The sequence below is a fragment of the Saccharopolyspora ipomoeae genome, assembly GCF_029952525.1.
Taxonomy (GTDB): domain Bacteria; phylum Actinomycetota; class Actinomycetes; order Mycobacteriales; family Pseudonocardiaceae; genus Saccharopolyspora; species Saccharopolyspora ipomoeae.
The window spans coordinates 25,050-32,135 of record NZ_JASAOF010000038.1; the positions used below are offsets into that span (position 1 = coordinate 25,050).

The 7,086-nt window shown below is 70.6% G+C and carries 7 protein-coding genes; 3 read left to right on the forward strand and 4 right to left on the reverse strand.

What is annotated here, in order from left to right; genetic code table 11:
* The first annotated feature begins 8 nt into the window (after positions 1 to 8).
* Together QFW96_RS29795 and QFW96_RS29800 are read left to right on the forward strand one after the other, a co-directional pair.
* Positions 9 to 1,706: a formate--tetrahydrofolate ligase gene (locus QFW96_RS29795; protein ID WP_281459084.1), complete on the forward strand. Its 1,698-nt coding sequence runs from the start codon at positions 9 to 11 to the stop codon at positions 1,704 to 1,706.
* Between the two features lie 28 nt (positions 1,707 to 1,734).
* Positions 1,735 to 2,433: a copper homeostasis protein CutC gene (locus tag QFW96_RS29800; protein ID WP_281459085.1), complete on the forward strand. Its 699-nt coding sequence runs from the start codon at positions 1,735 to 1,737 to the stop codon at positions 2,431 to 2,433.
* Here QFW96_RS29800 and QFW96_RS29805 read toward each other — a convergent pair whose 3' ends face one another.
* The 4 genes from QFW96_RS29805 to QFW96_RS29820 all read right to left on the reverse strand — a co-directional run bounded on the left by QFW96_RS29805 (position 2,434) and on the right by QFW96_RS29820 (position 6,571).
* Positions 2,434 to 2,769 (reverse strand): YnfA family protein, encoded by a 336-nt coding sequence (locus QFW96_RS29805; RefSeq protein ID WP_281459086.1) that lies wholly within the window; start codon positions 2,767 to 2,769, stop codon positions 2,434 to 2,436.
* A 66-nt stretch (positions 2,770 to 2,835) separates the two neighbouring features.
* On the reverse strand, positions 2,836 to 3,420 hold the full coding sequence (locus QFW96_RS29810; protein WP_281459087.1) for a DUF1349 domain-containing protein: 585 nt from the start codon (positions 3,418 to 3,420) through the stop codon (positions 2,836 to 2,838).
* 146 nt (positions 3,421 to 3,566) lie between these two features.
* On the reverse strand, positions 3,567 to 3,980 hold the full coding sequence (locus tag QFW96_RS29815) for a universal stress protein (protein ID WP_281459088.1): 414 nt from the start codon (positions 3,978 to 3,980) through the stop codon (positions 3,567 to 3,569).
* Positions 3,981 to 4,060: 80 nt separating this feature from the next.
* Positions 4,061 to 6,571, reverse strand: coding sequence for a DEAD/DEAH box helicase (locus QFW96_RS29820; RefSeq protein ID WP_281459089.1), 2,511 nt, complete (start codon positions 6,569 to 6,571; stop codon positions 4,061 to 4,063).
* A 152-nt stretch (positions 6,572 to 6,723) separates the two neighbouring features.
* Between QFW96_RS29820 and QFW96_RS29825 the strand changes: the two genes are divergently transcribed.
* Positions 6,724 to 6,921: a hypothetical protein gene (locus QFW96_RS29825; RefSeq protein WP_281459090.1), complete on the forward strand. Its 198-nt coding sequence runs from the start codon at positions 6,724 to 6,726 to the stop codon at positions 6,919 to 6,921.
* Positions 6,922 to 7,086: the final 165 nt, after the last annotated feature.

The following is a 7,086-nucleotide window of genomic DNA, read 5'->3' on the forward strand; positions in this document are numbered from 1 at the left end:
GACCTGGCATGACCTTCCCGTCCGACCTGGACATCTCCCGAGCCACCCCGCTGCGCCCGATGGAGGACGTCGCGGCGCAGCTGGGCATCGGGGAGCACCTGCTGGAGCCCTACGGGCGCAACGTCGCGAAGATCTCGCTCGACGCGATCGACGAGCTCGCCGACCGGCCTCGCGCCCGCTACGTCGTGGTCTCGGCCATCACGCCCACCCCGCTCGGCGAGGGCAAGACGACCACCACCGTCGGGCTCGGGCAGGCGCTCAACCACATCGGCAAGCGCTCCGCGGTCGCGGTCCGGCAGCCCTCGATGGGCCCCACGTTCGGCATCAAGGGCGGCGCGGCAGGCGGCGGCTACAGCCAGGTCGTGCCGATGGAGGCGCTGAACCTGCACCTCACCGGCGACATGCACGCGGTCACCGCGGCGCACAACCTGCTGTCGGCGATGCTCGACAACCACCTGCACAAGGGCAACGAGCTGGGGATCGACCCGCAGCGGATCACCTGGCGGCGGGTGCTCGACGTCAACGACCGCGACCTGCGCAACATCATCTCCGGGCTCGGCGGCAAGCAGGACGGCACGCCGCGCCAGACCGGTTTCGACATCACCGCGGCCAGCGAGGTGATGGCCGTGCTCGCGCTGTCGACCTCGCTGGCCGACCTGCGGCAACGGCTCGGCCGCATCGTCGTGGGCTACACCGCCGAGGGCGATCCGATCACCGCCGAGCAGCTCAAGGTCGCGGGCGCGATGGCGGTGATCCTGCGCGACGCGCTCAAGCCGAACCTGATGCAGACCACCGAGAACACGCCGGTGCTGGTGCACGCGGGCCCGTTCGGCAACATCGCGCACGGCAACTCCTCGATCGTCGCCGACCTGGTCGCCAGCCGCTGCACCGACTACCTGATCACCGAGGCCGGGTTCGGCGCGGACATGGGCGCCGAGCGGTTCTTCAACATCAAGTGCCGCACCTCCGGTCTGAAGCCCGACGCCGCTGTGCTGGTGGCGACGGTCCGCGCCCTCAAGGCGCACTCCGGCCGGTACAAGGTGGTGGCGGGCAAGCCGCTGCCGCCGGAGATGCTGGAGGAGAACCCGGACGACGTGCTGGCCGGGGCCGACAACCTGCGCAAGCAGATCGACAACATCCGGTTGCACGGCGTGTCCCCGGTGGTGGCGATCAACGCGTTCCCGGGCGACTTCGCCAGCGAGCACGACGCGATCCGCCAGGTCGCCGAGGCCGAGGGCGCGCACGTGGCGGTCAGCACCCACTTCACCGAGGGCGGCAAGGGCGGCGCCGAGCTCGCCGAGGCCGTCGTGGCGGCCTGCGAGGAGCCGGCCGGGTTCCAGGTGCTGTACCCGGACGAGGCCGACCTGCGCACCAAGATCGAGACGATCGCGACGAAGGTCTACGGCGCCGACGGCGTCAGCTACGCGCCCGCGGCCTCCCGCGCGATCGACAGCTACGAGGCCAACGGCTACGGCGACCTGCCGGTCTGCATCGCAAAGACCCACCTGTCGCTGAGCTCGGACCCGTCGCTGCTGGGCGCGCCGACGGGCTGGACGCTGCCGGTCCGCGAGGTGCGGGCGTCGGTCGGCGCCGGGTTCGTGTACCCGATCTGCGGGGACATGCGGACCATGCCGGGCCTGGGCTCGCACCCGCAGGCCGAGTCGATCGACCTCGACGCGGACGGCAACATCACCGGCCTGATGTGACCCGGCTTTACGTGAACCCGGGACCGGAATGACCCTGGTCGAGATCTCCACCGACGGCCTCGACGGTGCGGTGCTCGCCGACCGCCTCGGGGCCGATCGGGTCGAGCTGTGCTCGGCCGGGGCGCTGGGCGGACTGACGCCCGGGCCGGGCCTGCTCGACGCGGTGCTGCGGCGGTGCCGCCGCAGCGAGGTGCACGTGCTGATCCGGCCGCGGGAGGGCGGGTTCCGCTACTCCCCCGCCGAGGTGGCGGTGATGCGCGCGGACGTCCGGCACGCGGTGGCGGCCGGTGCCGCCGGGGTCGTGGTCGGCGCGCTCGACGAGACCGGTGCGCTGGACGCCGCCGTGCTCGGCGATCTCGTCGCCGACGCCGGGGACGTCCCGGTCGCGCTGCACCGGGCCGTCGACGTCTGCCCGGACCCGGTCGAGGCCGCGAACATCGCCGCTGGGCTGGGAATTCGACGCGTCCTCAGCTCGGGCGGCGCGGTGCGCGCCGAGGACGGTGCCGAGGTGCTGCGGCGGATGGCGGGCGCGGGGATCACCCTCACCGCCTGCGGCGGGGTCCGGGCCCACAACGTCGGCGACGTCGTGCGGGCCGCCGGTGTCGGCGAGGTCCACGCGGCCCCGCGCAGGCCGGTGCCCTCCCCCGGCGGCGCGGTCGATTTCGGGCCGCACGCGGAGCTCGACTCCGACGAGGCGCGCGAGCTCATCGCCGCAGCGCGCCGCTGATCAGCTCGGGCGCGGGGCGTACATGATCACGCCGACGCCGACCAGGCAGATCAACGCCCCGATGACGTCCCACCGGTCCGGGCGGAACCCGTCCAACACCACGCCCCACAGCAGCGATCCGGCCACGAACACCCCGCCGTAGGCGGCCAGCACTCGCCCGAAGTTCGGATCGGCCTGGAACGTCGCCACGAACCCGTAGATCCCCAGCGACACCACACCCGCCCCGATCCACAGCAGCCCCCGCTGCTCGCGAAGCCCCTGCCAGATCAACCACGCGCCACCGATCTCGGTCAACGCGGCCAGCAGGAACAGCACCACGGACTTCACGACACCCATGCCGACGACGCTAGTCCAGTCGACCACCGACGTTCGGACCCGCTGCTCGGCCGCGGGCCGGACGGATCACTCGTCGACGGTGAGGTCCGAGAAGCGGACGGGGAAGCCCGCGCCGTCCGGGGAAGCGCACATCGGGCCCGCGGAAGCGGGGACGTCCGGGGGGAAGTAGGCGATGCGGAGGTCGTGGACGGGATCGCCGTCCTCGGGGGCGTAGCGGATCTGGACGGCGTCCTCGAATCGCTCGATCTCGATGGTCACCGACTCGACGTCGCCGCACACCGCCGACAGCGGCTGCCGGCTCCAGTCGGAGAAGTCGCGGGTCACCACCGCCGAGAGGAACTGCTCGCCGTCGACGTACTCGATGCCGGTCTTGATCCAGTTCCGCTCGTCGAGGCGCAGCATCAGCCCGGCCTGGTCGTGCTGCTCGCGGTAGTCGCCGAAGAACCTGGTGCGCATCCGGAACTGGGCACCGACGGGCACCATCAGGGCGTGCCCGGTGTCGCGGTTGAAGCCGTAGTGCGTGGTCTGCCAGAAGTCCGTGCCGGTGTCGCTGGTGACCGTCAGACCCGCGTAGGTCAACCAGTTCGCCGGTTCGTTCAGCCACTGCCACCCGCTGATCGAGAACAGCGAGAGTTCGTCGGCTTGCTGCATTGCCCACCGCTCCGTTCGGTCCGGGCAACCGCCTTGGCGGCCCGCGCCTTCGAGGCACCGTCGAACTCCGGAGAATACCGGGCGGAGAACGGCGAGGTGAGCACACCTCGTGAATCGCGGACCACGTGGAGCGCTGCGGTGGGAGATCAGCGCACGACGGTGACCGGGCACGCCGAGTGATGGACGATCTTCATCGCGACGGACCCGACGAGCATGCCGGTGAACGCGCCGTGCCCCTTGTCGCCGACCACCAGCAGATCGGCCTGCTTCGACAGCTTCACGAACTCGTCGACGACCTGACCGCGGATCAGCTTCGACCGGATGTCGACGCTCGGGAAGTCGGGCTTGACCCGCGCCAGCGCCCCGTCCAGCGCCTCCTGCCCCTGCTTCTGCAGCTCGGCGTCGGTGCTGGTGAGGTGGTAGCCGAACTGCACGGGCTGGTGCCAGACGGTGATCGCGTGCAGCAGGCCGCCCACCTGCCGCACGTGCTCGGCGGCCCAGCGCAGCGCGTGCACCGACTCCTCCGATCCGTCCACTCCGACGACGACGGTCTGCGGCATGACCGGGCTCCTTCAGCGCTCGGGGATGATCTCGCCGGGATCGTAGGGCGATCCGGCGGCCCCCGCAGCGCGTCGGGAGGTCAGAGCTGGCCGACGTCGGTGACCCGCAGGACCGCGTGGCCCTCCTCGTCGGAGGCGGCGAGGTCGACCTCGGCGCTGATGCCCCAGTCGTGGTCCTCGGCCGGGTCGGCGAAGATCTGCCGCACCAGCCAGCGATCGGACTCCTCGGTGATCATCAGCAGCTGCGGGCCGCGCGCGTCCGGGCCGGTGCCGATCTCGTCGTGCTCGTCGTAGTAGTCGTCGAGCGCGTCGGCCCAGGCGTCGGCGTCCCAGCCGTCCTCGCCGTCGAGCTCGCCGAGCTGCTCGTAGCGGCGCAGCGCGGCCAGCTCGACGCGGCGGAACAGCGCGTTGCGCACCTGCACCCGGAACGCGCGCACGTTGCGGGTGACCCGCTCCGGCTCGGCCGGTGCGGCCTGGGCGGGGTCGGCGCCGGGGTGGCGCAGCTTCTCCCACTCGTCGAGGAGGCTGGAGTCGACCTGGCGGACCAGCTCGCCCAGCCACTCGATGATGTCGGTGAGCTCCTCGGTCTTGGCGTCGTCGGGCACGGTGTGCCGCAGCGCCTTGTAGACGTCGGCGAGGTAGCGCAGCACGAGGCCCTCGGAGCGGGCGAGGCCGTAGTGGTTGACGAACTCGACGAAGTTCATCGCCCGCTCGTACATGTCGCGCGCCACCGACTTCGGCGACAGCTCGTGCTCGGCGACCCACGGGTGGCCCTTGCGGTAGGTCTCGTAGGCGGCTTCGAGGAGCTCTTCGAGCGGCTTGGGGTGGGTGATGTCCTCCAGCAGCTCCATGCGCTCGTCGTACTCGATGCCGTCGGCCTTCATCTGCGCGACGGCCTCGCCCCGGGCCTTGAACTGCTGCTGCGAGAGCACCTGCCTCGGGTTGTCCAGTGTGGACTCGATGACGCTGAGCACGTCGAGCGCGTAGCTCGGGGACTCGGTGTCGAGCAGTTCGATGGCGGCCAGCGCGAACGGTGACAGCGGCTGGTTGAGCGCGAAGTCGAACTGCAGGTCCACCGTCACCCGCACCCTGCGGCCCTGGTCGTCGGGGGCGTCGAGCTGCTCGACGACGTCGGCGGCCCGCAGCGCCCGGTAGATCGCGATCGCGCGCAGGATGTGCTTGCGCTGGCTCGCGCGGTCCTCGTGGTTGTCCTCCAGCAGGTGCCGCATCGCCGTGAACGCGTCACCGGCTCGGTTGATGACGTTGAGCAGCATCGAGTGGCTGACGGTGAAGCTGGAGCGCAGCGGCTCGGGTTCGGCCTCGACCAGCTTCTCGAAGGTCTTCTCGCTCCAGGACACGAAGCCCTCGGGGGCCTTCTTGCGCACCAGCTTGCGCTTCTTCTTCGGGTCGTCCCCGGCCTTGGCCAGCGCCCGCTCGTTCTCGATCTCGTGCTCGGGCGCCTGCACCACCACGAACCCGGCGGTGTCGTAGCCGGCGCGACCGGCGCGGCCGGCGATCTGGTGGAACTCGCGCGCCTTGAGGTGCCGGGTGCGCACGCCGTCGTACTTGGTCAGGCCGGTGATGAGCACGGTGCGGATCGGCACGTTGATGCCCACGCCGAGCGTGTCCGTCCCGCAGATGATCTTGAGCAGCCCGGCCTGCGCCAGCTGCTCGACGAGCCGCCGGTACTTGGGCAGCATCCCCGCGTGGTGCACGCCGATGCCGTGCCGCACCAGCCGCGACAGGGTCTTGCCGAAGCCCGCAGTGAAGCGGAAGTCGCCGAGCGCGTCGGCGATGGCGTCGCGTTGCTCGCGGGAGGCGACCTTGACGCTCATCAGCGCCTGCGCCTGCTCCAGCGCGGCGGCCTGGTTGAAGTGCACGACGTAGACCGGGGCCTGCTGACCCGAGAGGAGTTCCTCGATGGTCTCGTGCAGCGGGGTCTTGGCGTAGCGGAAGTTCAGCGGGATCGGGCGCTCGGCGGAGGTGACGACCGCGGTGCTGCGCCCGGTGCGGCGGGTCAGGTCCTCCTCGAAGCTGCTGACGTCGCCGAGCGTGGCCGACATGAGCACGAACTGGGCGCGCGGCAGCTCCAGGATCGGCACCTGCCAGGCCCAGCCGCGGTCGGGTTCGGCGTAGAAGTGGAACTCGTCCATCACGACCTGGTCGACGTCGGCGTCGGCGCCGTCGCGCAGGGCGATGTTGGCCAGGATCTCCGCGGTGCAGCAGATGATGGGCGCGTCGGCGTTGACGCTGGAGTCGCCGGTCATCATGCCGACGTTCTCGGCGCCGAAGACGTCGACGAGGCTGAAGAACTTCTCCGAGACCAGCGCCTTGATAGGCGCGGTGTAGAAGCTGCGCTTGCCCTCGGCCAGGGCGGTGAAGTGCGCGCCCGTGGCCACCATGCTCTTCCCGGACCCGGTGGGGGTCGACAGGATCACGTTGGCGCCGGTCACGACCTCCATCAGCGCTTCTTCCTGCGCCGGGTAGAGCTCGATGCCCAACGACAGCGTCCATTCGACGAACGCCTCGAACAGAGCGTCGGGATCGGGGTCGGCCGCGGTGGGCTCGGGGAGCTGGTCGGTGAGCTTCATCGTGCCCCCATCGTCCCTGGCCACCACGGACGCGGGGCACCCGGGGTGCGAGTGGCGGGCGCTTCCTCCACATCGGTGTCGTCGCTGGTGGAAGACCCGGGTGATCAGCGACCATGGGGGAGGCCCTCGCAACGGGAGGAAGGAGCGGCACCATGTCGACCCAGAACGTGCGCTTCGTCGGCGGGCCCCTGGACGGCAGGGTCCAGGACCTGCGCGACCACGAAGCGGTCGCGGGCCGCCTCCTCAAGCACATCCACCTGCACGACGGCCCCAAGATCGAAACCCAGTACGAGCTCCACTACACGGAGGAGAACGGCTGGGTCTACCACCTATGCGGAACACAGCCATAGCGACGGAGAAGACGAAACGAACCAACCACCGTCAGGCAACCGGCGAAGCCGGTTTCTCGGTACCCACCCTCGCAACCGGCACCGCCGCGGGTTCTCAGACGTCTTCTGGTGAGGACAGCCGACGTGCCGTGTATTGGCATACACAAGCCTCGGATCCCGGAGCCA

Excerpts from the sequence above, each read along its gene's own strand:
- QFW96_RS29795 (WP_281459084.1), top strand. The coding sequence starts at position 9 with ATGACCTTCCCGTCCGACCTGGACATCTCCCGAGCCACCCCGCTGCGC.
- QFW96_RS29805 (WP_281459086.1), bottom strand. The coding sequence starts at position 2,769 with ATGGGTGTCGTGAAGTCCGTGGTGCTGTTCCTGCTGGCCGCGTTGACC.
- QFW96_RS29810 (WP_281459087.1), bottom strand. The coding sequence starts at position 3,420 with ATGCAGCAAGCCGACGAACTCTCGCTGTTCTCGATCAGCGGGTGGCAG.
- QFW96_RS29825 (WP_281459090.1), top strand. The coding sequence starts at position 6,724 with ATGTCGACCCAGAACGTGCGCTTCGTCGGCGGGCCCCTGGACGGCAGG.
- QFW96_RS29820 (WP_281459089.1), bottom strand. The coding sequence starts at position 6,571 with ATGAAGCTCACCGACCAGCTCCCCGAGCCCACCGCGGCCGACCCCGAT.
- QFW96_RS29800 (WP_281459085.1), top strand. The coding sequence starts at position 1,735 with ATGACCCTGGTCGAGATCTCCACCGACGGCCTCGACGGTGCGGTGCTC.
- QFW96_RS29815 (WP_281459088.1), bottom strand. The coding sequence starts at position 3,980 with ATGCCGCAGACCGTCGTCGTCGGAGTGGACGGATCGGAGGAGTCGGTG.